The organism is Sinomonas cyclohexanicum, from assembly GCF_020886775.1.
GTDB classification, from domain to species: Bacteria; Actinomycetota; Actinomycetes; order Actinomycetales; family Micrococcaceae; genus Sinomonas; species Sinomonas cyclohexanicum.
This window is the reverse complement of the sequence record NZ_AP024525.1, coordinates 2,655,643-2,681,862: the sequence shown is the minus strand read 5'-3', so window position 1 is coordinate 2,681,862 and position 26,220 is coordinate 2,655,643. Positions and strand designations below refer to the sequence as shown.

Sequence of the window (26,220 nt, the reverse complement as noted above, 5' to 3'; positions counted from 1 at the left end):
GCCGTGGCCCCTCGAGCGTTCCCGGACTCTATTGCGGCTGCGGCAGCCGCAGCCAGGGGAACCAGCCGCGGTGCAGCACGAGCCACGCGATCAGCCCGTAGCCCGCCTGGCCCGCGGCGCCTGCGTTCGAGGCGAGGTCCCCGCGCCACTGCTCGTGGTTGAGCAGCGGGGAGAAGGTGTCGACGTAGTAGTAGTTGCGCCGAGTCGTGACGTCGGCGAAGGCAGTGTTCAGCTCGGCCAGGCGGCGGTTCTGGACCGGGTCGAGCGTGGGCGGCGGCCCGACCACGAAGACCTCGCAGCTGTTCTGCTGGGCCGAGTCCAGGATGTTGGCCACGTTGAGGCGGCTGCGCGCAGGGGAGAGGCCGAACTCGATGTCCCGGCCCGAGAGGCCGACCACGAGCCGGTTCTCGTACCCGTCGCCGAAGCGGCGCATGGCCTCGCCCTCCCAGCGCGCGGCCAGCGACTCCGTGCCCTCCTGCGGCGCCGCGAGCACATAGGACTCGAGGACCAGCTCCTCCCGCGGTGTCCGGGCCAGTACCCGGCCCAGCCAGCCGAGCGCCCGCGGATCTCCGACGCCCGCCAGCAGCTCGTCGCCGACCGCGGCAATCCGCAGCTTCCTCTCGTGGGCCATCCACACTCCCGTCCGTCTCGCCGGCCCCGCCGGCCCCTGCCCTCGGCTTCCGAGTCTAGCGAAGCACGCCCCCTCGACGGTGGAGGCCACCCTGGCGCAGCTGCCGCGGCGGGCACAGACGACCGCGGCCGGCCCCCGCAAGGGGACCGGCCGCCGTCGTGCGCCCCGCCGAGGGCGTGCGCTGCGCCGTGCGCGGGCGCGCTAGTGGTCGAACACCTCGTGGACGAGGACGTTCTCCTCCGCCGTGTGGCGCTTCATCGACCCGGCGCTCGTGGCGGCCGAGGCCGCCCGCGAGACGAGCTGCAGGCGCTTGTCGAGCGTCGGGGCGAGCGAGACCGCCATGTACGGCCACGGGCCCTGGTTGGCGGGCTCGTCCTGTGCCCAGACCACCTCGGCGTTCGGGTACTTGGCGAGCTCGGCCTTGATCTCGGCCTCGGGCAGCGGGTACAGCTGCTCGACGCGCACAATCGCGGTCGTCGTGTCCTTGTCCTTGGTGCGCGCGGACAGCAGGTCGTAGTACAGGCGTCCGGAGACGAGGACCACGCGGGTGACCGCATTGGCATCGAGCTGCTCGTGCTCGCCGATCACCGGGCGGAAGGCGCCCGAGGTGAAGTCCGTGACGGCGGAGGCCGCCGCCTTGAGGCGCAGCAGCTGCTTCGGGGTGAAGACGATGAGCGGCTTGCGCGGGCGGTTGTACGCCTGACGCCGGAGCAGGTGGAAGTGCGATGCGGGCGTGCTCGGCTGGGCCACGATCATGTTGTCCTCGGCGCACAGCTGCAGGAACCGCTCGATGCGGGCGGAGGAGTGGTCCGGGCCCTGGCCCTCGTAGCCGTGCGGCAGGAGCATGACGAGCGAGCTGCGCTGGCCCCACTTCTGCTCGGCGGAGGAGATGAACTCGTCGATGACGGTCTGCGCGCCGTTGACGAAGTCGCCGAACTGGGCCTCCCACGCCACAAGGGCGTCCGGCCGCTCGACGGAGTAGCCGTACTCGAAGCCGAGCGCGGCGTACTCGGAGAGCGAGGAGTCGTAGATCGACAGCTTCCCCTCGCCCTCGGCGAGGTTCGCGAGCGGCGTCCACTCGTTGCCGTTCTGCCGGTCATGGAACACCGCGTGGCGCTGCACGAACGTACCTCGGCGAGAGTCCTGGCCTGCAAGGCGCACCGGGACGCCCTCGGAGATGAGCGAGCCGAGCGCAGCGATCTCGCCGAAGCCCCAGTCGATGCCGCCCTCGCGGGACATGGTCTCGCGGCGCTCAAGGAGCTGCTTGAGCTTCGGGTGGACCGTGAAGCCCTCGGGGACGTCGATGTGGGCCTTGCCGATGCGGGCGAGCAGCTCGGCGCTGATCGCGCTGGGCCGCTGGATCCCCGCCGCGTCGTCGCGCTGCTGCGCGAGCGGGCGCTCGAGGTCCGACACCGCCTTCGCATCCGCCGTGATGATCGGGATCGGCGAGGTCTGCGCCGCGTGGGTCTCGGCGAAGACGCGCTCGAGGCGCTCCTGGTAGTCGCGCAGCAGCTGCTCCGCCTCGTCCTGGGTGATGTCGCCGCGGCCGATCAGGCTCTCGGTGTAGAGCTTGCGGACCGAGCGCTTCGCCTCGATGAGGTTGTACATCATCGGCTGGGTCATCGACGGGTCGTCGCCCTCGTTGTGGCCGCGCCGGCGGTAGCAGACGAGGTCGACGACGACGTCCTTGTGGAACCGCTGGCGGAACCGGTACGCCATCTGGGCAACGCGGACCACGGCCTCGGGGTCGTCCCCGTTGACGTGGAAGATCGGCGCCTGGACCATCTTGGCCACGTCCGTCGAGTACACCGACGAGCGGGAGGCCGACGGCGACGTCGTGAAGCCCACCTGGTTGTTCACCACGATGTGGATCGTGCCGCCCGTGCGGTAGCCGCGCAGCTGGGAGAGGTTGAGCGTCTCCGCCACGACGCCCTGGCCCGCGAAGGCGGCGTCGCCGTGCACGAGGATCGGCAGCACCGGGAAGGCCTCGCCCTGGTCGAGCCGGTCCTGCTTGGCGCGGACGATACCCTCGAGGACCGAGTCCACCGCCTCGAGGTGCGACGGGTTCGCGGCGAGGTAGACCTTGGTCTGCTTGCCGTTCTCCGCGGTGAAGGTGCCCTCGGTGCCGAGGTGGTACTTGACGTCGCCGGAGCCCTGCACGCTCTTGGGATCCTGGGTGCCCTCGAACTCGCGGAACACCTGCGCGTACGTCTTTCCGGCGATGTTCGTCAGGACGTTGAGGCGGCCGCGGTGGGCCATGCCGATGCCGACCTCGTCGAGCCCATCCTCGGCGGCCTCGGACAGCGTCGCGTCGAGGAGCGGGATGAGGGACTCGCCGCCCTCGAGGGAGAAGCGCTTCTGGCCCACGAACTTGGTCTGCAGGAACGTCTCGAACGCCTCGGCCGCGTTGAGCCGGGACACGATACGCAGCTGCTCTTCGCGGCTCGGCTTCTTGTACGGGTGCTCGAGCTCGTCCTGGAACCACTTGCGCTCGGCGGGCTCCTGGAGGTGCATGTACTCGATGCCGGTCGTGCGGCAGTACGCGTCGCGGAGCACGCCGAGGATGTCGCGGAACTTCATCTTCGGCTTGCCGCCGAACCCGCCCGTGGGCCACTCGCGGTCGAGGTCCCAGAGGGTGAGGCCGTAGGTGAGCACATCGAGGTCAGGGTGACGGCGCTGGACGTACTCGAGCGGGTTCGTGTCGGCCATGAGGTGCCCGCGCACACGGAACGCGTGGATGAGCTGCTGGATCCGGGCCACCTTGTTGATGGCGTCCTCAGGGTTGACCTGGAGGTCCGGGCTCCAGCGCACCGGCTCGTAGGGGATGCGCAGGGACTCGAAGATCTCGTCGTAGAAGCCCTGCTCGCCCAGGAGCAGCTGGTGGACGATCCGCAGGAACTCGCCCGAGCCGGCGCCCTGGATGACGCGGTGGTCGTAGGTCGAGGTGAGCGTGATGATCTTGCCGACGGCCTGGAGGGCGAGGATCTTCTCGGACGCGCCCTGGAACTCCGCGGGGTACTCGAGGGCGCCCACGCCGATGATCGCGGCCTGGCCCTTGGAGAGGCGGGGGACCGAGTGCACGGTGCCGATGCCGCCCGGATTGGTCAGCGACACGGTGGTGCCTGCGTAGTCATCCGCGGTGAGCTTGCCGTCGCGGGCGCGCTTGACCAGGTCCTCGTACGTGTGCCAGAAGTCCGAGAAGTTCAGCGTCTCGGCCTTCTTGATGTTCGGTACCACGAGCAGGCGGGTGCCGTCCGGCCTGGGCAGGTCGATCGCGATGCCGAAGTTGACGTGCGCGTGCTGGATCGCGACGGGCTTGCCGTCCACCTCGTCGTAGGAGACGTTCATCGACGGCATGAGCTTGAGCGCCCGGATCACGGCGAACCCGATGAGGTGCGTGAAGGAGACCTTGCCGCCGCGCACACGGGTGAGGTGGTTGTTGATCACGACGCGCTGGTCCATGAGCAGCTTCGCGGGCACGGCGCGCACCGTGGTGGCCGTCGGGACCGACAGGCTCTGGACCATATTGGTGGCGATCGCCTTGGCCGGTCCGCGCAGCGTCGAGACGACGTCTTCCTCCGTCGTCTCGTCCTTGGCGGTCTTGGGCAGCTGCGCCGGGATGAGGCCGGTCGTGGACGGCTTCGCGCCGTCGCGCACGACGCCGGCCGCCCCCTTCTTGGGGGCCGATGCGGCGGGTGCCGGGCTGGGAGCAGGGGCGGCGGGTGCCGGAGCAGCAGCGGGAACCGGAGCGGCCACGGGAGCCGGAGCGGGGGCGGCCGCGGGAGCGGCCGGCGCCTGGGCTGCCGGGGCCTGGACCCGGGGGATCTGCCGCGTCAGCGTGTCGACGGCCGGCCCCTTCGCCGTGCCGTTGGACGTGTGGCCGCTGTCCGAGTCGAAGGACTCGAACAGCGGCCACCACTTGGCGTCGACTGAGTTCTTGTTCTGCTGGTACTGCTCGTAGAGCTCGTCCACAAGCCACTCGTTGCCGCCGAATTCCTCGGGCAGGCGGTGCGTTGGCAGTTCTGGCACTGGAGATACGCCTCTTCCATCGATACTTAGGCCCGCAGGTCAGCGGTTCCGCACTCGCTCCCAGACGTGATGCCCGCGTGCTCCACCGGGCAACTCCTGGGCGCTGGCCGTACCCGCCGACCGCCCGTGGGCACCTCAGGAGCCCACACTCAACAGCACAGTCTAGTAAAGAGCGGCCGGATTCGCGTGATTGTGAGTCGACTGTCACACGGTCCCCCAGGCGGGCGCTCAGACAGTCCGCCGGACCGGCCGCCCGACCGGCCGCCGGTGGGCCCCTGATAGTCTGGAAGGACTATGGACGGCACCTCTAGATGCCGGCCTGGTCGTGGGGGCCGCAGCGGCGCCCGCGGCCACAGAGCCGGCATACACCGTGTACTTGCCCACTTGACGCCCACGCGCCCGGCCCCGCCGCCCAGCGCCGGTCTTCCTCGCCATGGCGAGGGGGCCCGCTGACATGGAATGGCTCCTTCTGGCCGTCGGCCTCCTCCTGATCCTCGGCACCGGGTTCTTCGTGGCCGTAGAGTTCTCCCTCGTCGCGCTGGATCAGGCGACGGTCCAGCGCAGCGTGGATGCCGGTGAGCCCGGCGCCGCCGCCCTCCTGCGCTGCCTCAAGTCGCTCTCCACACAGCTCTCCAGCTGCCAGCTCGGCATCACGCTGACCACGCTCCTGACGGGCTTCGTCATGGAGCCGTCGGTCGGCAGGCTCCTCGAGGCCCCACTTGCGGCCATCGGGGTTCCCGGAGCCGCCGCGATCTCGCTCACGATCGCGATGATCCTCGCGACGCTGCTCTCGATGCTGCTCGGCGAGCTCGTCCCCAAGAACCTCGCGATCGCCCGTGCGCTCGCGGTGGGACGCGCCGTCGCCCGCCCCCAACTCGTCTTCACGGCGGTGTTCAAGCCGGCAGTGCTCCTCTTCAACGGGTTCGCCAACCGCATCCTCGGGCTCATGGGCATCCAGGCCAAGGAGGAGATCTCCGGCGCGCGCTCGCCCGCCGAGCTATCCTCCCTTGTGCGCCGCTCGGCCGAGATGGGCACCCTCGACGAGGGGACCGCGCGCTTCGTCTCGCGCACCCTGCGCTTCTCCGAGCGCACCGCCGCGGACGTCATGACGCCGCGCATCCGCGTCACGACGGTCGACGTCGACGGGCCCGTGGATGCCGTCATCGCGGCGGCCCGCGAGACGGGGCACTCACGCTTCCCCGTGATCGGCGAGTCGCCCGACGACGTGCGCGGGGTCGTGCACGTGAAGAAGGCTGTCGCTGTGCCCGCCAAGAAGAGGTCCGCGGTCCCGGCCGGAGCCATCATGACTGAGATCCTCCAGGTCCCCGAGACGATCCATCTCGACAACCTCATCTCCCAGCTGCGGGGCGGCAACCTCCAGCTCGCGGTCGTCCTGGACGAGTACGGCGGCACCGCGGGCATCGTCACGCTCGAGGACCTCGTCGAGGAGATTGTCGGGGAGGTCGCGGACGAGCACGACCGGCGCGCTCCCGGCGTCCTGCAGAGCTCGGCCGGCGACTGGTACTTCTCCGGCCTCATGCGCCCCGACGAGGTGTCCGAGCAGGTGCCCGGCCTCGGCATCGCGGACAGCCCGGCCTATGAGACCGTGGGCGGATATGTCATGAGTGCCCTCGGCCGGGTGGCCCTGGCCGGCGACTCCCTCGAGATCGGCGGCGGCACCCTGACCGTCGTCCGGATGGAGGGACGGCGCGTTGACCGGCTGCGGTTCACCCCGCCCACGTCGGGCGGCGCTGCGGCCGAGGCCGGAAGCGGTGCGTCGGAGACGGTCCGCGGCGGCCACGACGGCGGGAGGGCCGCCTGATGGGTGACTGGGCCGGAATCCTGTGGCTCGTAGTGCTGCTGATCGGCAACGCCTTCTTCGTCGCCGCCGAGTTCGCGATCATGAGTGCGCGGCGCAGCCAGATCGAGCCTCTCGCAGACGCGGGGTCGGGCCGCGCGAAGACCACCCTGCACGCCATGGAGAACGTCTCGCTCATGCTGGCCGCAGCGCAGCTCGGCATCACCGTGTGCTCGCTCCTGATCCTCCAGGTGGCCGAGCCCGCGATCCACCACCTCATCGGTGATCCGCTGCATGCGCTCGGCCTGCCCGCGGAGCTCGCCGCGTCCGTGGGCTTCGTCGTGGCCCTGGCTGCCGTGACGTTCCTGCACGTCACGCTCGGCGAGATGGTCCCCAAGAACATCTCGGTCTCCGCGGCGGACCGCGCCGCCATCCTCCTTGCGCCCGTGCTGCTCGGCATGGCGCGGCTCGTGAAGCCGATCATCTACTTCCTCAACGGCTCCGCGAATCTGGTGCTTCACCTCATGCGGGTCGAGCCGAAGGACGAGGTGACCTCGAGCTTCACCCTCGAGGAGGTCCAGTCCATCGTCCAGGAGTCGACGCGCAGAGGGCTCGTCGATGACGAGTCGGGCCTCCTCTCCGGCGCGCTCGAGTTCTCGGACCGGACCGCCGAGTCGATCATGGTGCCGGTCGAGGAGCTCGTGGCGCTGCCGACCACGGCCACGCCTGCCGAGTTCGAGAAGGCAGTCTCCCGCACGGGCTACTCGCGTTTCCCGATGGTCGATGACGAGGGAGAACTCGTGGGCTATCTCCACCTCAAGGACGTCCTCGCGATCGCCCCTGACCACCGGGCCAAGCCGATCGGCGAGAGCCGCGTGCGCTCGCTCGCGAACCTCTCGCTCGACGAGGAGATCGAGGACGCCCTCGCGACGATGCAGAAGTCCGGCTTCCACCTTGCCCGGGTGATCGGGCCGGAGGGGGCGACTCGCGGCGTCCTGTTCCTCGAGGACGTGATCGAGCAGCTCGTGGGCGAGATCCGCGACGCGACGCAGAGCCAGGGGTTCCGACGGTCCTGAACGTAAGGCCCGCCTAAATGGGAATTGTTCGCAAGAGGCGCTACAGTTGCTGTATTGCGAGTGGTTCTCATCCACTCGCGCAACCGACGCTGACGTAGAACTGAGGACTCCCGTGCGTTCCTTCACTGTTCCCGCCGCAGGGGCCCGCGTGGGCGTCCTGGGCGTTCTTGCCGTGGCGGCCTCCCTGGGCCTCGCCGCCTGCGCCTCCGGATCGCCCGGCACCGCGGGATCCGGTACGGCCGCGGCCGGCACGGTCGCCGTCGTGGCTTCGACGAACGTCTACGGTGACCTGGCCAAGGCGGTGGGCGGCGATCGGGTCTCGGTGACGTCCATCGTCAGCAAGACCAGCCAGGACCCCCATTCCTACGAGGCCACGAGTCAGGACCGGCTCGCGGTGTCCAAGGCAAAGCTCGTGATCGAGAACGGCGGCGGCTACGATCCGTTCCTGAGCACGCTCGCTGGCGAGAGCAGGCTGGGCGACAGTGCGATCATCACGGCCGTGCAGGTCGCGGGCCTCGAGCCCGCCGGCACCCCGTCTGGCGGTCACTCAGCCTACAACGAGCACGTCTGGTATGACCTTGCGGCGATGGAGAAGGTCACCGCCACGATCGCCGATCGCCTCGGTGCGCTCGACCCGGGAGGCAAGGCCGCGTACGACGCCAACGCCAAGGACGTCGAGGCCAGGCTCACGGCGCTCGAGGACAAGGTCGCGGCCCTCAAGGGCCGCGCCGCCGGCAAGAAGGCTGCGGTGACGGAGCCCGTCCCGCTCTACCTCCTCGAGGCCGCTGGCCTCACGAACGCCACCCCCGCGGCCTTCACCTCCGCGATCGAGGAGGGGCAAGACGTGCCGCCGGCGGTCTTCAAGGAGACCCTGGACCTTGTCACCTCCAAGACCGTGGCCCTCTTGGCGTACAACCCGCAGACCCAGGGCGCCCAGACCGAGCAGCTCCGCAAGGCAGCCGAGTCGGCGGGTGTCCCAGTCGCCGAGTTCACCGAGACTGTCCCTCCCGGCACCGACTACCTGGCCTGGATGCAGGCGAATGTGGACGCACTCGCCAAAGCCTTGCCGTGAGCAGGCACCCTGTCGTGATCGATGATCATTCTCAGGCTGGGCACCTAGAATTGGCCACCATGACACCCGCAGCGGAACCGCATTCGGCGGGCGGTGCGCCACACGCCCAGGAGGCGCCCGCCGTCGTCCGGCTGCGGAACGCCTCCTTGGCATTCGGCGAGAGGACCCTGTGGTCCGGGCTCGACCTCGACATCCGCCCCGGCGAGTTCTTCGCCGTCCTGGGCCCCAACGGCAGCGGCAAGACGACGTTCCTCAAGGCGCTCCTCGGCGTCGTGCCGCTCACGTCCGGCACCGCCGAGATCGCGGGACGCCCGCCGGGCAGGCGCGGCAACGAGGTCGGCTACATCCCGCAGCAGAAGATGTTCCCGCCCTCCACCCCGCTGCGTGCCCGGGACCTCGTGTCGCTCGGCGTGGACGGCCATCGGTGGGGGATACGCCTGCGCCACCGCGCGGTCGAGCGCCGCGTCGACGAGCTGCTCGCGAAGGTCGGCGCCACCGACTACGCCAAGGTCCCCGTGGGGCTGCTGTCCGGGGGAGAGCAGCAGCGGCTCAGGGTGGCCCAGGCCATCGCCGGCCAGCCGCGTGTGCTGCTGTGCGACGAGCCGCTGCTATCGCTCGACCTCCATCACCAGCAGGCCGTCAGCCGGCTCATCGACGCCCAGCGGCGCGACGGTGCCGCCGTCGTCTTCGTCACCCACGAGATCAACCCGGTCCTGGACTACCTCGACCGCGTCCTCTACATCGCGGACGGCAGGTTCCGGATCGGCACCGTCGACGAGGTCATGACCACGGACGTCCTCTCCGAGCTCTACGGCAGCCGTGTCGAGGTCTCCCGCGTGAACGGACGCCTCGTCGTCGTGGGCCTGCCCGACGCCACGACCCACGCGCACGCACCCGAGCACCGCGACCAGGAGCAGCCGGCATGAACCTCGCGGACCTCTGGGGCACGGTGTTCTCGTTCGAGAACTACGGCGAGATCTTCGCCCTCGTCGTCAACTCGGTGTGGGCCGGGGCCATCCTCGGGCTTCTCGGCGGGGTCGTCGGGACGTTCGTGATGAAGCGGGACCTCGCGTTCGCCGTCCACGGGATCTCGGAGCTCTCCTTCGCGGGTGCGGCGTTCGCGCTGCTCATCGGCGCCGACATCATCGCCGGCTCGCTCGCGGCATCCATCGTGGCGGCCCTCGTGATCGGCCTCATGGGCGGGCGCGCCCGCGAGAAGAACTCGGTGATCGGCGTCCTCATGCCGTTCGGGCTCGGGCTGGGCATTCTGTTCCTGGCGCTGTACCAGGGCCGGGCCGCGAACAAGTTCGGCCTGCTCACCGGGCAGATCGTCGCCGTGGACACCGTCCAGCTGCAGACGCTCGCGATCGCCGCGGTGATCGTGATCGCGGTGCTGGTCGCCGTGTGGCGGCCGCTCACGTTCGCGAGCGTCGACCCCGACATGGCGTTCGCACGGGGCGTCCCGGTGCGGTTCCTCTCGCTTGTGTTCATGGTGGTGCTCGGTGTCAGCGTGGCGCTCTCGATCCAGGTGGTGGGCGCGCTCCTGGTCCTCGCCCTCCTCATCACGCCGGCGGCGGCAGCGCTGAAGGTGACGTCGTCGCCGAGGCTCGTGCTGATCCTGAGCGTGGCGTTCGCGGTCATGGCGACCGTGGGCGGAATCCTGCTCGCCCTGGGCGGCAGCCTGCCGATCAGCCCCTACATCACAACGCTCTCGTTCCTCTTCTACGTCGTCTGCGCGGTGATCGGCTGGGTCCGGCACCGCATGGGCCGCAGCGGGCGCGTCGCCCGGCCCGCCGGGGAGCCGGCCCGGCGCACGACGCCGGTCTCCGCCTGAGGCTCGCCGCGTCGCCCCGCGCGGGGCCTACGCAGAGGCCGCGCGTGCGGCGATGAGGGTGCACTCGGGGCAGAGGCCGAAGATCTCTACCGTGTGCTCCACGGCGGTGTAGCCGTGCTCGCGGGCCACCCTGCTCGCCCACGTCTCCACGGACGGGGCCTCGATGTCCACGGCCTTCCCACAGCGCCTGCACACGAGATGGTGGTGGTGCCCTGTCGCCTCGCACCGCCGGTACACGGCCTCGCCGTCGTCGCTGCGCAGCACGTCCACGAGCCCGTCGTCCGCCAGGGACTGCAGGATGCGGTACGTCGTGGCGAGCGAGACCGACGCGCCCTCGTCGTGGAGCATGCGATGAAGCTCCTGGGTGCTGACGAAGTCCTCGATCCGGTCCAGCGCCGCGGAGACGGCGAGGCGCTGCTTCGTGACGCGCTGCTCGCGCGGCTTCTCGCGCGAATTCTCGACCACCGACTCCTCCTGCACACACCGATCGGATCTTCAAGCCTACCAAGAACGGTTCTAGACTGGCGCAATGCGTATGACCAAGTTCACCCACGCGTGCGTCCGGCTCGAGAAGCCGGGCACGGCAGAGGCGCGGGGAAGCGGCCAGCGGGTCCTCGTCATCGACCCCGGCAACTTCTCCGAGGTGGAGGAGGCACTGGCCGGGGCCGAGGCGTTCCTCGTCACGCACGAGCACCCGGACCACGTCGATGTCCCGCGCGTCGCGGCCGTCCTCGTGGCGGACCCGGGGCTCCAGGGATGGGCCCCCGCGAAGGTGGCGGAACAGCTGAAGGAGGCGGCGCCGTCGTGCGCGGACCGCATCCATGCCGCCGAGCTGGACACCGAATTCGAGGCCGCAGGGTTCCGGATCCAGACGTTCGGCAGCCAGCACGCCCTCATCCACGCGAGCATCCCCGTCGTGGCGAACATCGGCTACCTCGTGGACGGGGAGCTGTTCCACCCCGGCGACTCGTTCACGGTTCCGCACGGGACGGACGTCTCGACACTGCTTGTGCCGATCCATGCCCCGTGGAGCAAGGTGGGCGAGGTGCTCGACTTCCTCATCGCGGTCCGGGCCCGCCGCGCGTACCCGATCCACAATGCGCTCCTCAACGAGCGGGGGACGGGTCTCGTCGAGAAGCACGCGGAGCGGATCTCGGCGCTGTACGGGACCTCGTTCGCGCACCTCGAGCCGGGGGAGTCGGTCGAGCTCTGACGCTCGGGGCGTCAGGCCCGCCAGCGGCCCGTCGCGAAGAAGTCCTCGAGCACGGCCTGGTGCGGAGCGGGGTCGAGGCCGTGGGCCGTGAGCCAGGCGCCGTCGCCGTACGAGCGGCGGTAGCGCGCGCCGCCGTCGCACATGAGTGTCACGATGCTGCCGCGCTCGCCGACCGCGACCATCTCGGCCACGAGCTGCCACACGGCCCACAGGTTCGTTCCGGTCGACGGTCCGGCGTCGAAGCCGAAGCGCTCGGCGAGGTCCCGCATCGCGGCGACGGACGCGGCGTCGGGCACGCGGAACATCCGGTCCACGATCCCCGGGTTGAAGCTCGGCTCGAGGCGGGGCCGCCCGATCCCCTCGATGCGGGAGGCGCCGCCCTCTGCGGGCGAGCCCGACTCCCAGCTCGGGTAGAAGGCGGAGTTCTCCGGGTCCACCACGGCCAGCTCGGTGGGGAGCGTCCGGTACCGCACGTAGCGGCCGATCGTCGTGCTCGTGCCGCCCGTGCCGGCGCCCACCACGATCCACCGGGGCACCGGGTGGGCCTCGAGCGCGAGCTGGTCGAAGATCGTCTCGGCGATGTTGTTGTTCCCCCGCCAGTCCGTGGCCCGCTCGGCGTAGGTGAACTGGTCGAGGTAGTGGCCGCCGCACTCCTGGGCGAGCCGGCCGGCCTCCGCGTAGACCTCCCCGGCCTGCTCCACGAAGTGGCAGGTGCCCCCGTACTGCTCGATGAGGGCGATCTTCTCGCGGCTCGTGCCCTTGGTCATGACGGCCGTGAAGGGCACCCCGATGAGCCGGGCGAAGTACGCCTCGGAGACGGCCGTGCTGCCGCTCGAGGCCTCGACCACGGTGGTCCCCTCGCGGATCCAGCCGTTGACGAGCGCGAAGAGGAACAGGGACCGGGCCAGCCGGTGCTTGAGGCTCCCGGTGCGGTGCGTCGACTCGTCCTTGAGGTAGACATCCACGCCCCACGCGCGGGGGAGCGGGACGCGGTGCACATGGGTGTCGGCGCTGCGGTGCGAGTCCGCCTCGATCCGCCGGATCGCCGTCTCCGCCCATGCGCGTTCTCCGCGACGGGCCGACGGGGCGTGGTTCGGTCTGTGCTGCCGGGCCGAATGGGGGTCCATCCGGACAGCCTACGCGGGCTAGGGTGTGGCCATGAGCGCATACCAGGTCCTGATCTCCGCCGCGGAGCTCGCCGCCCGACTCGACGCCGGCGGTGTCGCCGGGCGCACGGTGCTGCTCGACGTCCGGTGGGCCCTCGGCGGGCCCGACGGGCGGAGCGAGTACGAGGCCGGCCACATTCCCGGCGCGGTGTTCGCGGACCTCGAGACCGAGCTCGCGGTCCCCGTCGCCCCCGGCAGCGCGGAGGAGGCCGCCGGCGGGCGCCACCCGCTGCCGACGAGGGAGGCCTTCGAGGCCGCGGCCCGCCGCTGGGGCATCAACGACGGCGACGCGGTGGTCGTGTACGACGCAACGTCCGGTCAGGCCGCGGCGCGCGCGTGGTGGATGCTGCGTGACGCCGGTTTGACCTCGGTGCGCCTCCTCGACGGCGGCCTCTCGGCCTGGACCCGGGCGGGGGGCCGGCTCGAGGCCGGGACCGCCGCGCCCGCGCCCGGCACCGTGACACTCGGCGTGGGCCGGATGCCGAGGATTGACGCCGACGCGGCGGCCTCGTTCGCCCGCGGGGATGCCGGCGGGGTACTGCTCGATGCGCGGGCGGGAGAGCGCTATCGAGGCGAGGTGGAACCGGTCGATCCCCGCGCAGGCCACATCCCCGGCGCCGCGAGCGCGCCGACGGCGGGGAACCTCGCGCCCGACGGCACGTTCCTTCCCGCGGCGGCGCTCCGCGAGCGCTTCGCGGCGCTCGGTGCTGTCCCGGGCCGGCCCGTCGCGGTCTACTGCGGCTCGGGCGTCACCGCGGCGCACGACGTCGCGGCCCTCGCCATCGCGGGCATCGACGCGGCGCTGTACCCCGGCTCGTTCTCACAGTGGTCCCGCGACCCATCCCGGCCGGTCTCCATCGGCGAGATGGAATAGCGCGGGATGCGATCGGGATGCGATAGCGTCGGAGCATGAACCCAGGACGCCCCGTCATGCCCGGCGCCGACAAGGTCCGCCGGAGCCTTCCGCAGGACGTCGCCGTGCCCGAGGGGCCCGGGGGCGCGGGGCCGCTGACCGCCGTCCGTGCGTTCGGCGCGACCTCGGCTGCGAGCGGCCTCGTCCCGCTGACGATCACGCGGCGCGAGCCGAAGGCCGACGACGTCGAGATCGAGATCGAGTTCTGCGGCCTGTGCCACTCAGACGTCCACGCGACCCGCGGCGAGTGGGGCGAGAAGCCCTGGCCGCTGGTCCCCGGCCACGAGATCGTGGGCCGGGTGAGGCGCGTGGGCGCCCACGTGATGGGATTCGCCGTCGGCGACCGGGTCGGCGTCGGGTGCATGGTCGACTCGTGTCGGGAGTGCGCGAACTGCAGCGCCGGCCTCGAGCAGTTCTGCGAGCGCGGGAACGTGGGCACCTACGGCGTGGCCGATCCGCGCAACGGCGGCGAGGTCACCCAGGGCGGGTACTCGCAGCGCATTGTGGTCAACGAGGGCTACGTGCTCAGGATCCCCGAGGCGCTCGACGCCGCGGCCGCGGCCCCCATCCTCTGTGCCGGGATCACCACGTACTCGCCGCTGCGCCGGTTCGGCGTGGGTCCGGGCAAGAGGGTCGGCGTTGTGGGCCTGGGCGGCTTGGGCCACATGGCGGTGAAGCTCGCCGCGGCCATGGGCGCGGACGTCACGGTCTTCACCCGCACGGCGTCCAAGGCCGACGACGCGGCGCACCTCGGCGCCCACCGCGTGGTGGTGACCGGCGACGCGGCCCAGCTCGAGGCAGCTGAGGGGACGCTCGACGTCGTGCTCGACACCGTGTCCGCCCCCCATGACCCCAACACGTACCTGCGCACCCTGCGGCTCGACGGCGCCCTCGTGGCCCTGAGCCTGCCCTCGGGGGACATGCCCCCGGTCCGGCCGGGCACGCTCATCCGCAAACGGCTCACCTACACCGGCTCGCTCATCGGCGGGATCGCCGAGACTCAGGAGGTGCTCGACTTCTGCGCCGAGCACGGCGTGGCGCCGGAGATCGAGATGGTCGACGCCGCCGGCCTCAACGAGGCGTTCGACCGGATGGTCGCCTCGGACGTGAAGTACCGCTTCGTGCTGGACGCGGCAAGCCTCGCCCGCACCGGGGAACAGGAGACAGGAGAGCAATGAGCACGCTGTTCACGCGCATCATCGAGGGCGAACTGCCCGGCCGCTTCGTGTGGAAGGACGACGACGTGGTCGCGTTCCTGAGCATCGGCCCCCTCGCCGATGGGCACACGCTCGTGGTGCCACGCGAGGAGGTCGACAGGTGGACCGACGCCTCGCCCGAGCTGCTGTCCAAGGTCACGCTCGTCGCGCAGACCATCGGTCAGGCGCAGATGGACGCGTTCGACGCTCCACGCGCCGGCATGATCATCGCCGGGTTCGAGATCAACCACCTGCACCTGCACGTGTGGCCCTCGCGCGGAGAGTCCGAGTTCGACTTCAAGCGCGCCCAGCAGAACCCCGACCCCGCCGTTATGGACGCCGCCGCGGAGAAGATCCGCGAGGCGCTCCGGGTCGCCGGGCACGGGGCGAACGTCCCCGAGGCCTGACGCCTCACGGCACGGTCGGCGCCGTGCCGTACTCGATGCGCACGTTCGGATCGTCCGGCAGGACGATGACGCGCCCGTGCTGCAGTGTCCAGCCGTCGTGGAGCAGGAAGATGCGCCCGCCGCTGACCACGAGGAGCCTCAGGCCGACGTACCGGAACAGGGGGGACTCTGCGGTGCCCATCGACTGCTCGGTCACGCCCGCGGCCGTGAGGCCCAGGCGCTTCGCGGAGTAGACGGTGGCGATGGGCAGGGAGCCCACCCGCTGCTCGATGGACACGGCGAGCCCGCGCCCCACGGCCTGCGCGTAGTCCGATGTGCCCCAGAACAGCAGCAGGGCCACGAGTGTGAACACGAGGATGCGCTCGACGGCGCGCCCATCCCACCGCTGTGGGCCCGCCGGTCGGGCCTGCCTCGGTCTGATGCCGCGTCGCAGCGAGAGGCCCCACGAAGCCATCAGGACCGCACCGGCCAGCGCGTACGGCACGTAGAGCACTGACAGGCTGGGCTGGACCATGATGACGAGCCAGAGGGCCACCGCGAGGACCAGGCCGACCGGCAGGACGACGAGCGCGGCGCGCCGCACCCGAGGATCGTCGAGGCGCCGGCGGGCCCAACGGTCCGCCGCGAGCCACGCCACCCCGAGGGTCAGCAGCCCCACCAGGGGCAGGTACAGCGACGGGATGCTCCTGAGGACCAGGTCCTGCACCGAGTAGCCGAAGAGGCTCGCGTCGAGCCCCATCGAACGGGCCTGCGCGTCCGTCCGGGCCCACCCGAAGTACACGAGCAGCGCAGTCGCGAGGGTCAGGGGCGGCCCGAAGGCACCGACGAGCTCGAGGCCGTGCCGCCAGGCGTCCGAGGCGGTGGGGGCCTCGTCGCGGTCATCCGGGGAAGGCTCGGTGCCCGCCGGCTTGGGGTCGGCGGCTGCCCCCGGGTGACCGTCCGGGCCAGAGGCGGAGCCCGCCGCGGGACCGCCGCTCACGGCCCGCCGCCGGGTGGCGCGGTCGCCGGCGGCGCCCCCGGGTCGGGTGGCGAGGGGGCGCGCGACGGCGACGCTGCCGTGGACGGCGACGTGGCCGGCGTCGTGCGCTGCGAGCTCGCGGACGCGGTTGGCGAGCCCGATCCGCCCGCGGTGTACGTGAAGTCGACCCATCCGGCGATCGGCAGCGGGCCGGACAGCGAGAGCCGGACCGTTCCGGGGGCGCTCGCCGGCGGCATCACGAGCGTGACGGGATCGAAGGAGTTGGCTCCGTTGACCCCGATCGCGTTTCCCGCGTCCGGCAGGCCGTTGACGAGCACGCCGGAGACCGCGCCCGTGAAGCCGTCGAGCCGCAGGACCGTTCCGCCGGTGACCGGGCCGGAGACGCGGACGCTCGAGGGTCCGGCAGGGGCACCCGAGTCGTCGAGCACCGTGGCGCCGGTGAGCCGACGCGGGCAGGCCTCCCCGGTCCCGCTCGCGAGCCGGACCGGCACGCCGGGGTTGGCCGCGTGGAAGTCGAGGACCCGCTCGGCGCCGGCCACGGCCGCAGCCTCGAGGCAGCGCGCGGCGGGGACGGGGGCGAGCGCCGAGACGAGCGCCTCGGCGCGGGCCCACTGCGCGGGCGATCCCGTGGCGAGGGCGGTGCAGGCGGCCCCGACCGCGGTCCACAGGGGCTCGTTCCCTGTACCGGGGGCGAGCGAGGCCGCGTCGCTGCACGCCAGACGGGAGATGCTCTCGTACGAGGCCCCCACGGGTGGATCCGCCGGGGACGCTGGCCCAGGGGGGAGGAAGACGACCGGCTCGGTAGGGAGGGCCGGGATCCCCGGCTGGGCGCTCGCCGCCCCGACCGCGGGCCCGAACGGGGGCAGCACGGTGGGGCCGGTCCCGGCGACGGCCGTCGGTGCGGGCGCGTCCACACCGCCGGCATTGGGGGAGGAGCCGCTGGTCGGGGCCGAACACGCGGCGAGCATCAGCGCGGCGGCCCACGCCATGCCACTTCGGCGACCGCGTCCCATGCCCGACTCCTCGCGCTGAACGGTCCCCAGCTGTGACCATTATCACCCTCCCGGGCCCGCGGGGGAGGTCGCGGCGTGCTCGGGATGCGATGGGCGTGCGAGGGCGTGCCCTACGCGGGTGCGAGTGCCTCGTTGAGGGCCTGCCGCACCCTCTTCTCGGAGACCTTCCCGGCGGTGCCGAGCTCCACGGCGAACAGGCTGACGCGCAGCTCCTCGATCATCCACTTCACGTGCTCGAGCTGGGCCTCGTGGCGCCCCGTCGGGGCGAGGGCGGCAGCGGCGTCGTCGTAGTCGTCCTCGAGGGCCTGGACCGTTGCCATCGCGACCGCGTCGCGCTGGACGTTGGAGGGGAGCTTCTCGAGCCGCCGCTCGATGGCCCTGAGATACCTGGGGAGGTGCTCGAGCTGCGCGTAGCCCGTGCGTGCCACGAATCCCGGGTACACGAGTTGCTCGAGCTGCGCCTTGATGTCGTTCAGCGCGCTGATGAGCGCAAGGCTCGTGGTGCCCTTGAGTGCCTTGGCGATGCGCTGGGCGGAGGCGAGGACCTGCTCGACGATCGCGGTGACCTTGAAGACCGTGTCGATGAGCTCGGCGCGGACCTCGTCGAACAGCGCGTCGAACGCCTCGCGGTCCCACGGGAGCTGGGCCGGGACGAGCCTGTCGATCGCGGCGAGCGAGCAGTCCGCGATGAGGTCCGCGACCGAACCGTGCGGGTTCTGGCTGAACGTGAGCTTCTCCCGGTTGTTGAGGTGCTCGAGCACGTAGCGGTCCGGGGGCGGCACCCGCAGCGCGAGGAGGCGGATGACGCCGGCGCGGTGCGACCGCAGCTGGTCCGCCTCCGTCTGGAACACGCGCAGCCCCGCCGTGCCCCGGGGCGACTGCTTGGTGCGGCCCTCGTCGGTCAGCGCGGGGTAGCCCGTCACGGTGTGGCCCGCGACGACGGCGCTCGCCGTGCGCGGGATCGTCCCCACGACCCACTCTGTGAGTCCGCTACGCTCGGCCAGCCCCGAGCGATCGGTGACGCCCGAGCGCGCGGCCGGCTCCGCCGTCGTGCGCTCTGGACCCGATCTCGCGGTCACACCACCCGATCTCGCGGTCTGGGGCCCCGACGTCGCGCGCTTGTCGCCTCTGGGAGACGACTTCGGCGAGGTGGTGGCAGGGGTGGCCCCGAGGGAGTCCGCGATCGCCCGGCGTGTGGCCGGGGCGAGCTGTTCCTGGAGCGCGACGAGGTCCTTGCCCGTGCCGAGGACCTTTCCCGTGGGGTCGACAACCGAGAAGGACATCATGAGGTGCGGCGGGACGACCTCCCAGTTCCACGACCCGGGCGGGATGACCTGTCCCTTGAGCCGGCGCAGCACGAGCTCGAGCGACTCCTCGAGGGCGTCGTGCGCCGGGTCGAAGTCCGCGTCGAGGGCGGCGACGGCCTGCCGCGCGACGTCCGGGGCGGGCACGAAGCCCTTGCGGACCTGCTTGGGCAGCGACTTGATGAGGGCGGTGACGAGGTCCACCCGCTGGCCGGGGACCTGCCAGCGGAACGGCTCGGGATCGAGCTGGTTGAGGAACAGGACGGGCACCTCGGCGGTCACGCCGTCCCTGGGGTCAGGGTTGGAGCCGGGCGCGACGGGGTGGAACTCGTACGTCAGGGGCAGGTCGAAGCCGGCCTGCCGCCAGACCTTGGGGAACGCGGCATCCGCCGACGCGGCCGCGTCTGCGGCCTCCTCGCCGAGCACGAGCGCGCGGTCGAAGTCGAGCTGGTGCTCGTCCTCGTGCCGCGCCTTCTTCCACCACGCGTCGAAGTGCCGCTCGGACACGACGTCCGCCGGGATCCGGGCATCGTAGAACTCGAAGAGGGTCTCGTCATCGGCCCTCAGGCCCCGCCGCCGCACCCGCGTCTCGAGCTCGTCGACCTCCTCGAGCAGGGCGAGGTTGCGCTTGAAGAAGTGGTGCCTCGTGGACCAGTCGCCCTCGACGAGCGCGTGCCGGATGAACAGCTCCCGCGCGAGCACGGGATCGACCCGGCCGTAGTTGATCCGGCGCTGCGCCACGAGCGTCACGCCGTAGAGCGTGACCCTTCTCGTACGCCTGGACCGAGCCTGCCCGCTTGGACCAGTGCGGCTCGGAGTAGCTGCGCTTGACCAGGTGCGGGGCCACAAGCTCGCCCCACGCGGGGTCCATCTTCGCCGCGGTGCGCGCCCACAGCCGGCTCGTCTCGACGAGCTCGGCCGCCATGACGTACGTGGGGTTCTTCTTGAACAGCGCCGATCCGGGGAAGATCGCGAACCGGGTACCGCGGGCGCCGAGGTAGTCCCGCTTGCGCTCGTCGAGCAGGCCGATGTGGCTCAGCAGGCCCGCGAGGAGGGACTGGTGGATGGCGTCGTGCCGCGCAACCGCATCCAGTCTGGCGTCCGTGCCGCGCCCCTGTCCGAGCGAGATCCCCAGCGGCCGAGCGAGCTGCCGCAGCTGCTGGAACAGCTCCTGCCACTCGCGCACACGCAGGTAGTTGATGAACTCGGCCTTGCACAGGCGCCGGAATGCCGAGGAGGAGAGCTCCCGCTGCTGCTCCTGGAGGTAGTTCCAGAGGTTCAGGTACCTGGTGAAGTCCGAGTTCTCGTCCTTGAAGCGCGCGTGCTTCTCCTCGGCGGCCTGCCGCTTGCCGGTCTCCTGCGACGGTCGCTCGCGCGGGTCCTGGATCGTCAGCGCCGCCGCCAGGACCATGACCTCGCGGGCGCAGTCGCGCCGGGCGGCCTCGACGATCATGCGGCCCAGGCGGGGATCCACCGGGAGCTGGGCGAGCTGATGGCCGACGGCGGTGAGGCCGCCTCCGCGCCCCGCCTCGCCGGTGCGGTGCCCGCGGCGGCCGCGACCGCCGTCGTGCGCCGTGTCTGCGGTGGGTGCGCCGGCATGGTCCTTGCCGTCGGCGAGCGCGCCGAGCTCGCGCAGGAGGGTCATCACGCCGTCGTTGATCGCCCGCGACTCCGGCGGTTCGACGAACGGGAACGCCGCGACGTCCTTCGGCCCGCGCGCGATCCCCATCGCGGTCATCTGGAGGATGACGGCCGCGAGGTTGGTCCGCAGGATCTCCGGGTCGGTGAACTCGGGGCGGGAGAGGTAGTCCTCCTCCGAGTACAGGCGGATGCAGATGCCGTCCGAGACGCGGCCGCAGCGGCCCGCGCGCTGGTTCGCGGAGGCCTGGGACACGCGCTCGATCGGCAGCCGCTGGACCTTGGTGCGGTGGGAGTAGCGGGAGATGCGGGCCGTGCCCGTGTCGATCACGTACTTGATCCCCGGCACCGTGAGCGAGGTCTCGGCGACGTTCGTGGCGAGGATGATGCGCCGCCTTCCGCCGGGGGCGAACACGCGGTGCTGCTCGGCGAGGGACAGCCGCGCGAAGAGCGGCAGGATCTCCGCGCCGGCCATGCGCGGATTCCTCTGGATGCTCGAGGACAGCGCGTCGGCGGCGTCGCGGATCTCGCGCTCGCCGGAGAAGAAGATGAGGATGTCCCCGGGGGCCTCGCGGGAGAGCTCGTCGACCGCATCGCACACCGCGTCGACGGGGTCGCGGTCCTCCTCGAGCGCGTCGTCGCTGGCTTCGTCCTCATCCGTCGGCTCGGTCACGAGCGGGCGGTACCTGACCTCGACCGGGTACGTGCGCCCGGAGACCTCGACGACGGGCGCGGGCTCCTCGGTGCCGTCGGGGAGCTCGCGGGCGAAATGCCGGGCGAAGCGCTGTGGGTCAATGGTTGCCGACGTGATGATGACCTTGAGGTCAGGACGCTGCGGCAGGATCCGCTTGAGGTAGCCGAGGATGAAGTCGATGTTGAGGCTGCGCTCGTGGGCCTCGTCGATGATGATCGTCGAATAGCGCTTCAGGAGCTTGTCACGCTGGATCTCGGCGAGCAGGATGCCGTCCGTCATGAGCTTGACCCTGGTCTGCGGGCCGACCTGGCCCGTGAACCGGACCTGGAAGCCCACCTCCTGGCCGAGCTCGACGTCCAGCTCGGACGCGATCCGCTCGGCGACCGTGCGGGCGGCGAGACGCCGCGGCTGCGTGTGGCCGATGAGCCCCTTCTCGCCGAGCCCGAGCTCGAGGCACATCTTGGGGATCTGCGTCGTCTTCCCGGAGCCCGTCTCTCCGGCGATGATCGTCACCTGGTGCGCGGCGATGGCCTCCATGAGCTCGTCGCGGCGCTCGGAGACCGGGAGGGCGGCGGGATACGTGATCGTCAGGGCCATGGCTGATCCAGTCTAGTCGGCGCGTGCTGGGCTGACCGGCGGTTCGGACGCGATCTGTCTGCGCCGGGCGCTGGGTTGGGCACATGGGAAACGAGGAAGCGTGGCTGCGCTCCAGGCGGGACCGCGATGCCGCTGCGAGCGGCGAGCTCTACTCGGGGGCAGCGAACTCGTCCGACGCGCGGTAGAGGGCTGCGAGCTCTCCCCGTGAGCTGATCCCAAGCTTCGCGTAGATCCGCGTGAGGTGGTACTGGACCGTCTTGACGGATACGAACAGCTCGCGCGACGCGTCGCGGTTGCTCAGGCCCGCGGCCACCAGCCGTGCCACCGCGGCCTCCTGGGGGGTGAAGGCCGTGCTGGGCGGCTGTGCCCCCGGTGCCTGGCGGTGCCCGCCGGCGTCCTGGCCCGGCCCGGCGACCTGGCCGACCGCACGGAATACCCCGGTGCCCGCCGCGTGGAGCTCGCGCTCGCAGCGCGCCACGTACACCATGGCGCCCACGCTGGCGAACGCGTCACGGGCGGAGGCGAGCACCTCGGTCGCGTCGCGGCGGCGGCCGAATCGACGGAGTGTCTGGCCGTAGGCGAAGCGGCCGCGCGCGGTGTTGTACGGCAGGTGAAGTCCCTCGAGCTGTGCGAGTGACTCCTCGAAGCACCGCACCGCGTCGTCGAGCCTGCCCTGGGCTCCCAGGATCCGTCCGCGCACGTAGCCCAGCCGCGCGATCGTGCTGCGGTGCGACGCACCGCGGGCCGTGGCCTCGAGCGGACGCAGGAACGCGTCCGCCGCGTCGATCCGACCGGTCATGACGAGCGCGTTGGCGTAGACGTCCTGCCATGGCCAGAACCCGGGCTCGTCGATTCCGTGGGAGCGGTCCATCCGGGCCACCGGCTCGAACGCGCGCAGGACACCGGGGTAGTCGCCGGCGCACTCCGCGACGGAGGCCGCGGCGAGCGAGCCGCCGAGGTGCATCACGGGGTAGGCCTCGGGCCCGGGCTGGGCGAGCCGGCTGTGTGCGGCGGCCTCGCCCGGCTCGCCGCGCAGAGCGTGGACCTGCGCCGCAGTGAAGTGGAGGAGGGGCCCCACGAGGTCCATCCCGACCGGTGCGTTGAGCGCGATCCCGGAGCGGGCAACGGCGAGTGCGTCGTCCCAGCGGCCCACCGTGAACTCCGCCCGGGCCAGCCAGGCGTGCGCCCACAGGGTGATGCGCAGCGCGCCTGGGCGCCGGGCCGGCGGGATCGCGGCGCGGAGTTCGAGTCGCGCCTCGTCGAGGTCGTCGAGCGCGAGGGCAAGCCAGCCGCGGCCCAGGTGGAGGCGCTGGTCGCGGCCGCCGAGCTGAGGCGATGCCCCGAGCTCGTCGTAGGCCTGCCGCGCCTCCTCGGGCCGGCCAGCGCACCCGAGTCCCAGACCGAGCATTGCTCGGGCCTCGATTCCCGCGGTGCTGTTCGGGCCGGCCAGACGCACGGCCGTCGCCGTCCAGTCCAGCAACGCTGGGATGTCCCATTCGGCGAGGGAATCGAGGACGCGGTACTGTGCGATGCGGGAGGCGAGCCCCGCGGACTTGAGCGGGTCCCTCGTCTCCCATGCCCGGTCCAGGAGCGCGGCTGCGCGGCGGGCCTGGCCCTTGTGGATCGCGTAGTAGGCCAGGACCGCGTCACGCGCCGCGCTCTGGGGCAGGGACTCGATGCGCCGAGCGAGCGGCGCGGCCTGGGGGAGATCGCCCGCACCGACCATGGCCTCCGCCGCGCGGAGGAGACGGTCCTCGCGCAGCACCGGGTCGATGTGGAGCTGGCTCGCGGCGACGAGCGCGTCCGCGGCGGCGCTCCAGTCCCCCTCGGCGGCCTCCTCGTCGGCGAGCGTGTCCACCTCGGCGGCCAGACCGGCGTCGGGCATCACCGCCGCGGCGACGAGGTGGCGGACCCGCTCGCGCGTCGAGGTGGCAAGCCTGGCCGCATGCGAGTGGAGCGCGGCACGGTAGCCGGGGCCGAGTCCGTCGTGGACCGCGTCGCGTACGAGCGGCTCTCGGATGGTCAGCTGCAGGCTGCCCGCGACCGTGCGGCACTCGAGCAGCCCCGCGCTCCACGCGGCGTCGGCGGCGGCGAGGAGCGCCCCTGCGTCGTCCGCGGGAAGGCCCGCAAGCTGGGCCGCCGCCGCGCCGGTGGGCGTTCCGCCGAGGACGCTGACGGCCTCCACGAGGGAGCGGGCGGCCGGGGGAAGGAGCGCGAGCGCGGCCGCCGTCCGTGCGGCCACCGACGGCACGACGGCGTCCGGCCCGTGCGCGGCGAGGCCCTCGGGGCCGAGAGCCTCGAGTCCGTGCTCGAGCGCCTCGAGCGCCAGCCCGGGGTTGCCCCGGCTGACGCGCCAGAGGGACTGGGCCGCCTCGGGGGAGAGTTCGGCGCCGGTGCGGGCGCGTGCGAGGGCGCGCAGGTCCTCGGGCGGGAGGGGGGCCAGGCGGATGCGGCGCGCCCGGACAGCCTCGGAGAAGGCCACCGCGGGGCTGCTGGGGACGGCCGTGGCTGGATTCTCGGTAGCGAGCACGAAGAGCGGGGTCCGGACGCGCCGGACGGCGTAGGCGAGCGCCTCGAGCGAGAGGGTGTCGGCGTGCTCGAGCCCGTCGAGGACGACGACCGCGGGGCCCTCGGCGGTTAACGCGGTGAGGCCTTCGAGGGCGGCGCGCCCGGCGGGCAGCCACTCGGGCTCGCCATGAGGGTGCAGGTGAGGCGGGTCCGTGGCCTGTGCACTCTCATCATCAGCAGGCTCACTGCGCGGGAGGCCGAGCTGGGCTAGGACCCCGCCCGGCAGCCCGCGTTCCCACGGCGACGTGTCCGCCAGGGCTACGGTGAGCTCCGGGTGGACCTGCAGGAAGGCCTCGCACAGCGCCGTCTTGCCGATGCCCTGCGGCCCTTCGACGACCGCGCACACGGCCCGGCGCGGAGCCGGGCCGGCGGACGCAGCCGCGCCCAGGAGCGAGTCCAGCTCGGACAGCTCCTGGGCGCGGGCGACCGCATCGTCGCGGGGATTCAGCATGCCTCGACCGTAGCCTCCCCGGTCGCTGGGCGCATTCCGAGGGACACGCTGTGACGATCTCCCGGGACGGATGCGGTCCGCGACGTCATCGGACGGCGGGTTCCGGCTCGCCGTCGTGGGCGGTGCTTTCCGTCGGTGCCGAGGCGGGCGCTGCGACGTCGCCGGCCGCGGCGCCGGGCGGCACGGGGGCAAACCGGGGCCGCGGCACGAGGGCCGTCACGACCGCGCCGAGCAGCGCGACCGCGGCGAACAGGTAGAACGCGGTCTGGCCGGTGACCCCCGCAGAGAGCAGGAGGCCGCCGAGGAGTGGGCCGAGGATGCCGCCGAGCCGCCCGAAGCCCGCGCACCACGCCACGCCGGCGGCACGGGTCCGCGTCGTGTAGAAGTTCGACACGTACCCGTAGACGAGGACCTGGGTGCCGATCGTCCCGACCCCCGCCACGCCCACTGCCGTCAGGAGGACGGCGAACGGCATGTGGAACGTCAGGAGGATCAGGGCGAGCGCCGCGAGCGCGAACGTGCCCGCGATGATCCTCTTGGGGCCGGTCCTGTCCACGGTCGCCGACGCGACCAGCCCGCCCACAATCGCGGACGCATTGAGCACGAGCAGGAACGTGAGCGAGTACGCCTTGCCGAATCCGTACTGGCCCATGATCTCCGGCAGCCACGTGTTGAGCCCATAGGTGAGGAGGAGCCCGGCGAAGCTCATGAGGCCCAGAAGCGCCGTGGGGAGGGCGAACCGGCGGGTGGCCAGGCCCGCGAAGCCCGCGGGCTCGCCGTCGGGCGCGGCGCCCTGTTCCGCCCTCGGCTCCCCGGTGCGCTGGGCCGGCCGGGGAAGCACGACGCCGGTGCGGCGGCCGAGTGCCTCGGCCTCCGCCGTGCGGCCGCGGGCCAGGAGCCAGAGGGGCGACTCGGGCAGCTTCGCCGCCGCGAGGGGGAGGATGACCGCGAGCGGGGCGGCACCGAACCAGAAGAGCGGGCGCCAGTCGGCACCGTTGTTGAATGCGAGCGCGAGGAGGGATGCGAGCACCCCACCCCCCGGGACACCCGAGTAGACGATGGCGTTGTAGAAGTTGCGCCGGTTCTTGGGCGCGAATTCGGCGACGATGGCGCCCGCCGTGGCCACGAGCGAGCCGACGCCGATTCCGGTGAGGAACCGGAGGGCGCCGAACGCCACGACATCGGTCGCCAGGGCGGTGGCACCCATGCCGAGGGAGAACCAGGCGAGCGCTGCGAGCATGACCTTGCGGCGGCCTACGAAGTCGCCGATCGCGCCGCTGACGAGTGCCCCGACCATGACGCCGATCAGGGCGTAGCTGCCGAGGACGCCGGCCGTCGCGGGGTCGAGCTGGCCGATCTGGGCCGGGTCCCTCATGAGGCCCGAGACGACGGTGCCGTAGACCACGAGGTCATAGCCGTCGAACGTGAGGGCCGCCGTGCCGAGGGCGACGACCCAGGCCAGGGTGCTGCGCCGCCGCTGCCCGAGGGCAGCATGTGCTGAAGATGACATGCAAGACTCCGATGTCTGTGCTGGGATCTGGAGCTGGACAACTGCTGGTGGTGCGTGATGGTTCTGTACTGCTGATTCGAAGCCGCCCCCGGGCCCGTGGGGGACCGGGGGCGGCAACGCCTTGGGGGAGG

At 71.9% G+C, this 26,220-nt stretch carries 17 protein-coding genes and 1 pseudogene; 9 read left to right on the top strand and 9 right to left on the bottom strand.

Features of this window, described 5'->3' with window-relative positions; all coding sequences use genetic code 11:
• Nucleotides 1–28: 28 nt before the first annotated feature.
• Together SCMU_RS12740 and SCMU_RS12735 are read right to left on the bottom strand one after the other, a co-directional pair.
• Entirely contained in the window at nt 29–631 is a 603-nt protein-coding gene (locus tag SCMU_RS12740) for a GDSL-type esterase/lipase family protein (protein ID WP_229229506.1), read from the bottom strand.
• A 201-nt stretch (nt 632–832) separates the two neighbouring features.
• Nucleotides 833–4,660 carry a multifunctional oxoglutarate decarboxylase/oxoglutarate dehydrogenase thiamine pyrophosphate-binding subunit/dihydrolipoyllysine-residue succinyltransferase subunit gene (locus SCMU_RS12735; RefSeq protein WP_229229505.1) on the bottom strand — a complete coding sequence of 1,276 codons (3,828 nt, stop codon included), beginning with the start codon at nt 4,658–4,660 and terminating at the stop codon, nt 833–835.
• Nucleotides 4,661–5,114: 454 nt separating this feature from the next.
• On the opposite strand from SCMU_RS12735, the gene SCMU_RS12730 reads away from it, so the two are divergent.
• From SCMU_RS12730 to SCMU_RS12710, 5 genes are all read left to right on the top strand, one after another.
• A complete protein-coding gene (locus SCMU_RS12730; protein ID WP_229229504.1) occupies nt 5,115–6,482 on the top strand; it encodes a hemolysin family protein in 1,368 nt (455 codons plus the stop codon).
• Entirely contained in the window at nt 6,482–7,534 is a 1,053-nt protein-coding gene (locus SCMU_RS12725; protein ID WP_229229503.1) for a hemolysin family protein, read from the top strand. The genes SCMU_RS12730 and SCMU_RS12725 overlap by 1 nt, the downstream gene beginning before the upstream one ends.
• A gap of 112 nt (nt 7,535–7,646) precedes the next feature.
• Nucleotides 7,647–8,606 carry a metal ABC transporter solute-binding protein, Zn/Mn family gene (locus SCMU_RS12720; RefSeq protein WP_229229502.1) on the top strand — a complete coding sequence of 320 codons (960 nt, stop codon included), beginning with the start codon at nt 7,647–7,649 and terminating at the stop codon, nt 8,604–8,606.
• Nucleotides 8,607–8,665: 59 nt separating this feature from the next.
• Nucleotides 8,666–9,532, top strand: coding sequence for a metal ABC transporter ATP-binding protein (locus tag SCMU_RS12715; protein ID WP_229229501.1), 867 nt, complete (start codon nt 8,666–8,668; stop codon nt 9,530–9,532).
• Complete coding sequence (locus tag SCMU_RS12710; protein WP_229229500.1) at nt 9,529–10,440, top strand: metal ABC transporter permease; 912 nt, start codon at nt 9,529–9,531, stop codon at nt 10,438–10,440. Before SCMU_RS12715 ends, SCMU_RS12710 begins: the two co-directional genes overlap by 4 nt.
• Before the next feature lie 27 nt (nt 10,441–10,467).
• Here SCMU_RS12710 and SCMU_RS12705 read toward each other — a convergent pair whose 3' ends face one another.
• Nucleotides 10,468–10,905 (bottom strand): Fur family transcriptional regulator, encoded by a 438-nt coding sequence (locus SCMU_RS12705; protein WP_229229499.1) that lies wholly within the window; start codon nt 10,903–10,905, stop codon nt 10,468–10,470.
• A gap of 64 nt (nt 10,906–10,969) precedes the next feature.
• On the opposite strand from SCMU_RS12705, the gene SCMU_RS12700 reads away from it, so the two are divergent.
• On the top strand, nt 10,970–11,653 hold the full coding sequence (locus SCMU_RS12700; protein WP_229229498.1) for an MBL fold metallo-hydrolase: 684 nt from the start codon (nt 10,970–10,972) through the stop codon (nt 11,651–11,653).
• 11 nt (nt 11,654–11,664) lie between these two features.
• On the opposite strand, the gene SCMU_RS12695 is transcribed toward SCMU_RS12700, so the two are convergent.
• On the bottom strand, nt 11,665–12,780 hold the full coding sequence (locus SCMU_RS12695; RefSeq protein ID WP_229229497.1) for a PLP-dependent cysteine synthase family protein: 1,116 nt from the start codon (nt 12,778–12,780) through the stop codon (nt 11,665–11,667).
• A 31-nt stretch (nt 12,781–12,811) separates the two neighbouring features.
• On the opposite strand from SCMU_RS12695, the gene SCMU_RS12690 reads away from it, so the two are divergent.
• Genes SCMU_RS12690 through SCMU_RS12680 form a run of 3 tightly spaced genes read left to right on the top strand, consistent with a single transcriptional unit; the run spans nt 12,812 to nt 15,335 of the window.
• Nucleotides 12,812–13,693, top strand: a complete 882-nt coding sequence (locus SCMU_RS12690; protein WP_229229496.1) for a sulfurtransferase — start codon at nt 12,812–12,814, stop codon at nt 13,691–13,693.
• A gap of 35 nt (nt 13,694–13,728) precedes the next feature.
• Complete coding sequence (locus SCMU_RS12685) at nt 13,729–14,910, top strand: NAD(P)-dependent alcohol dehydrogenase (RefSeq protein ID WP_443020145.1); 1,182 nt, start codon at nt 13,729–13,731, stop codon at nt 14,908–14,910.
• Nucleotides 14,907–15,335 (top strand): HIT family protein, encoded by a 429-nt coding sequence (locus SCMU_RS12680; RefSeq protein WP_229229495.1) that lies wholly within the window; start codon nt 14,907–14,909, stop codon nt 15,333–15,335. Before SCMU_RS12685 ends, SCMU_RS12680 begins: the two co-directional genes overlap by 4 nt.
• A 4-nt stretch (nt 15,336–15,339) precedes the next feature.
• Here SCMU_RS12680 and SCMU_RS12675 read toward each other — a convergent pair whose 3' ends face one another.
• From SCMU_RS12675 to SCMU_RS12660, 5 genes and pseudogenes are all read right to left on the bottom strand, one after another.
• The gene (locus SCMU_RS12675) at nt 15,340–16,485 is read right to left on the bottom strand and encodes a hypothetical protein (protein ID WP_229229494.1); all 1,146 of its coding nucleotides are present in this window, start codon (nt 16,483–16,485) and stop codon (nt 15,340–15,342) included.
• A 952-nt stretch (nt 16,486–17,437) separates the two neighbouring features.
• Nucleotides 17,438–19,381 carry a DUF3418 domain-containing protein gene (locus SCMU_RS21170; RefSeq protein ID WP_443020144.1) on the bottom strand — a complete coding sequence of 648 codons (1,944 nt, stop codon included), beginning with the start codon at nt 19,379–19,381 and terminating at the stop codon, nt 17,438–17,440.
• Between the two features lie 76 nt (nt 19,382–19,457).
• Nucleotides 19,458–21,500, bottom strand: a pseudogene (gene hrpA / locus SCMU_RS21165) (ATP-dependent RNA helicase HrpA); the annotation flags it as partial.
• Between the two features lie 208 nt (nt 21,501–21,708).
• Nucleotides 21,709–24,579, bottom strand: a complete 2,871-nt coding sequence (locus tag SCMU_RS12665) for an AAA family ATPase (protein WP_229229493.1) — start codon at nt 24,577–24,579, stop codon at nt 21,709–21,711.
• An 85-nt stretch (nt 24,580–24,664) separates the two neighbouring features.
• A complete protein-coding gene (locus SCMU_RS12660; RefSeq protein WP_229229492.1) occupies nt 24,665–26,089 on the bottom strand; it encodes an MFS transporter in 1,425 nt (474 codons plus the stop codon).
• Nucleotides 26,090–26,220: the final 131 nt, after the last annotated feature.

Bases quoted from the DNA above. Each gene is read 5' to 3' on its own strand.
- SCMU_RS12660 (WP_229229492.1), bottom strand. From the start codon at position 26,089: ATGTCATCTTCAGCACATGCTGCCCTCGGGCAGCGGCGGCGCAGCACC.
- SCMU_RS12690 (WP_229229496.1), top strand. From the start codon at position 12,812: ATGAGCGCATACCAGGTCCTGATCTCCGCCGCGGAGCTCGCCGCCCGA.
- SCMU_RS12715 (WP_229229501.1), top strand. From the start codon at position 8,666: ATGACACCCGCAGCGGAACCGCATTCGGCGGGCGGTGCGCCACACGCC.
- SCMU_RS12665 (WP_229229493.1), bottom strand. From the start codon at position 24,579: ATGCTGAATCCCCGCGACGATGCGGTCGCCCGCGCCCAGGAGCTGTCC.
- SCMU_RS12710 (WP_229229500.1), top strand. From the start codon at position 9,529: ATGAACCTCGCGGACCTCTGGGGCACGGTGTTCTCGTTCGAGAACTAC.
- SCMU_RS12675 (WP_229229494.1), bottom strand. From the start codon at position 16,485: ATGGGTCGACTTCACGTACACCGCGGGCGGATCGGGCTCGCCAACCGC.
- SCMU_RS12685 (WP_443020145.1), top strand. From the start codon at position 13,729: ATGAACCCAGGACGCCCCGTCATGCCCGGCGCCGACAAGGTCCGCCGG.
- SCMU_RS12740 (WP_229229506.1), bottom strand. From the start codon at position 631: ATGGCCCACGAGAGGAAGCTGCGGATTGCCGCGGTCGGCGACGAGCTG.
- SCMU_RS12695 (WP_229229497.1), bottom strand. From the start codon at position 12,780: ATGGACCCCCATTCGGCCCGGCAGCACAGACCGAACCACGCCCCGTCG.
- SCMU_RS12680 (WP_229229495.1), top strand. From the start codon at position 14,907: ATGAGCACGCTGTTCACGCGCATCATCGAGGGCGAACTGCCCGGCCGC.
- SCMU_RS12700 (WP_229229498.1), top strand. From the start codon at position 10,970: ATGCGTATGACCAAGTTCACCCACGCGTGCGTCCGGCTCGAGAAGCCG.
- SCMU_RS12725 (WP_229229503.1), top strand. From the start codon at position 6,482: ATGGGTGACTGGGCCGGAATCCTGTGGCTCGTAGTGCTGCTGATCGGC.
- SCMU_RS12730 (WP_229229504.1), top strand. From the start codon at position 5,115: ATGGAATGGCTCCTTCTGGCCGTCGGCCTCCTCCTGATCCTCGGCACC.